This window comes from Arsenophonus nasoniae DSM 15247 (assembly GCF_000429565.1).
Lineage (GTDB): Bacteria > Pseudomonadota > Gammaproteobacteria > Enterobacterales > Enterobacteriaceae > Arsenophonus > Arsenophonus nasoniae.
On sequence record NZ_AUCC01000167.1, the window covers coordinates 1 to 2,761 of the forward strand.

3 protein-coding genes are annotated in these 2,761 nt (G+C 32.9%); all 3 read right to left on the reverse strand.

Translation table 11 applies throughout. The features are described 5' to 3' along the window. Window positions 1-251 precede the first annotated feature (251 nt). Entirely contained in the window at window positions 252-731 is a 480-nt protein-coding gene (locus G468_RS0116910; RefSeq protein WP_162143442.1) for a replication/maintenance protein RepL, read from the reverse strand. A 628-nt stretch (window positions 732-1,359) separates the two neighbouring features. Beyond that, the gene (locus G468_RS25150; RefSeq protein WP_276324688.1) at window positions 1,360-1,494 is read right to left on the reverse strand and encodes a hypothetical protein; all 135 of its coding nucleotides are present in this window, start codon (window positions 1,492-1,494) and stop codon (window positions 1,360-1,362) included. 71 nt (window positions 1,495-1,565) lie between these two features. Continuing rightward, window positions 1,566-2,600: a replication initiation protein gene (locus tag G468_RS0116920; RefSeq protein ID WP_026824025.1), complete on the reverse strand. Its 1,035-nt coding sequence runs from the start codon at window positions 2,598-2,600 to the stop codon at window positions 1,566-1,568. Window positions 2,601-2,761: the final 161 nt, after the last annotated feature.

Genomic DNA, 2,761 nt, shown 5'->3' on the forward strand with positions numbered 1-2,761 from the left:
GGAACATTAGCGCTCAATGAAAGTTTAATCATCTCTGGTTTCATACAGCACCCCCAACTCTATTCAGAATTCGGGCACGCTGACGAAGGGTTAAATTGCAGGATTTTTCAACAAACTGCTTAATTGTGTAATTCGGTGCTTCACAGACAAGCACACGGAAGGTAGACTTTTTCATAGCCTGACTCCTACTGATACTAGGTTTAGGGTTAGCTGACTATAGGAACTTAGACCTTCCTGTAGTCAGTGTTAATTTAAATTGAATCTTTTAAATTTGACGCTAAAATTCTTTTTCCTTCTGGAGTATAAGTAACCTTTAATTCAAGATATTTTTCTCTTAATTTACGTATATCTCCCCATGCTCCTTTTGCAAACAAAGTCGGATTCAGTACATAAATTCCTGTGTCTATGCGCTGCATAATATCTTTTTGTATAAGACAAGTTATTGAGTTTGAAATAGATTGCTCTTTTACATTAATTAATGATGCAATCATTCTTTTAACAGCAGCGTTCAAAATAATTTGACCGTCATAATTCATTTTTCTAACAAATTGATAAAGTATTTTGGATGTGCTCTTTGGGAGATCATTTATACGAACTAAATCGTCTAGATATAGTTTTACATACGGAGGTTCTTCTGGAAGACGAACCGTATTGATAGATTCAAGACGTTTTATCTCTCCAGTTTCTGTATCAACTATACTTTTTTCACTTCTAAACACAGTTTTAGACAAACCTTTACTCTCCAAAAACTCACTTTATTACTCAAATTTAAGTAATAAAATAATAAATGTCAAGCAGAACGTTACTTTTTTTTAAGTAAAACTAATATGATAATTCAAATAAAATAAGTAATAGTTCTACTTAATATAAGTAATACATTTACTTGATATAAATAATACTTATACTCAAATAGAGTAAAATAAAATTAATTAACTATATGATATTTAAAATAAAACACCAAGGTTTCTCTTGTATTATATTGTGTTTGGTTTACGTATCATGCAGACGACTCTATAGCAACAAACTAACTTCCGCTTCCTCGTCGACGCTGTTCGGTGCTCGCAAGCTGCGCTCCGCCTCAACGTCTCCTGCGGTGAGCGGACTGAGTTACGGAAAAACACGATTTTCTTTTAAAAAAATCAAAAAATCTTTTCAAAATTTAACGCCCACCGCTCGACGCAGCCAAGTGACCGAGCAACGCGAGCGAACGGGCGAGGAAGCGGAATATAGCCGGAAGTTAAAAGGAGCACGGTCACTCGAAAATTACAGAGATTTCTCAATAGGTTTTGCCCGCACTTACCCAACGAAGTACTTCGTTCTCACGCTTGGTTAATCTTCTGAATAATTTCAAATCGGTGTTCATGCTGCACCCCCGACTCTATTCAAAATTCGGGCACGCTGACGAAGGGTTAAATTGCGTGAGGTTTGAGCAAATAGCTCGATTATTTGATTTTGCGCTTCAATTACGCGCACACGGAAGGTAGACTTTTTCATTAGCCTTACTCCTAGTTACCTTAGGTTTAGGGTTAGCTCTGCGTCAGTGTTGAAGCACTGGCGTAGAGCGATTAATTTGATTTAATAATATTTGCTTTTTTTAGTACATCTGATGTATATGAAATATCTAATTCATCACACAAAGACAAAAACATTGCTGCTTCAACTTTATTAGCTTCCATTGAGGATATTTTTTTCTCTAGCATATCTAACATAGCGTAACGTGGATTATCATTTTCTTTGAAAATAAATTCTTTTTCTTTTGAAATAGATTCGTTGAAATCAAGCTTAAAAGTTATTTTATTATATGGCTTATAACTTTTTCCCGTTTTCTCTATAATAAAACCGTCTTTATAATCTGATCTAAACGTCCATACCCCATTTGATTTAGAAACTATATTTTTTATAGGATTCGTTAAAGTAGCTCTCTTGAATCTTGGGAAATCAACGTAATCATTAGGTGACACGCCAAGCATGTTACAAAACTCTTCTATGGATACAGTATAGTCTTTAATGCCTTTGAATCTGCTAATTAACTCCAATATTCGTTTTTCATATCCACCTCTCAAAGATAATAATAATGTTAAATCTATTTCAGAGAATCCTGATGAATATTCCAGAAGATATTTAGCTGCATCTTTATCCATTCTTATAAACAAGACACCATCCTCAAAGCAAGCATTACTTATTATAACAACTTTGCTAAACATTTTATTGTCTGGATCTTTTATTTCCAAAACTTTACCCATAACTTTCGTACCATCATATAGTGCTTTGTACAGGCCTTGCCTAGTCAAGTTAAAATGCTCTTCTAAGTCCTTTGTATGATACCTAAATTCAAAAACAACATTTTCATTAGTTACACCACTAAATTTTAACTTTTCCTGCTCCGATTTTAATGATTTAACCAAAAGAGTTATGAGATCTTGCTCTCTAGGTTTTAAGTTCATCCTACTTGTAATTAATTGATGAGGCTTTTTTACTGTTATCCAATTTTTCAAAATTTTCTCGCAACCCCATGCAATTAATCCTAAGTAAAAAAATAATAGCACAATACATGACATTTTAAAATAAAAAATATAAGCAATTGTCAAATCTAATGTCATATAAATTAACCAATTGATAAAAAAGGATATTATTTGTTTTTTTTAAAGAAAATAAATAAATAAAGCTGACATTCAAATTACAACAAGTTATGAAGAGAGATAAAAAAGCTCCTGTGGATAAAAGTAATTCTAATGTCAGATATTGTTAATTCCAATGTCAT

Coding starts and splice junctions, on each gene's coding strand:
- G468_RS25150 (WP_276324688.1), bottom strand. CDS start 1,494: ATGAAAAAGTCTACCTTCCGTGTGCGCGTAATTGAAGCGCAAAATCAA.
- G468_RS0116920 (WP_026824025.1), bottom strand. CDS start 2,600: ATGACATTAGATTTGACAATTGCTTATATTTTTTATTTTAAAATGTCA.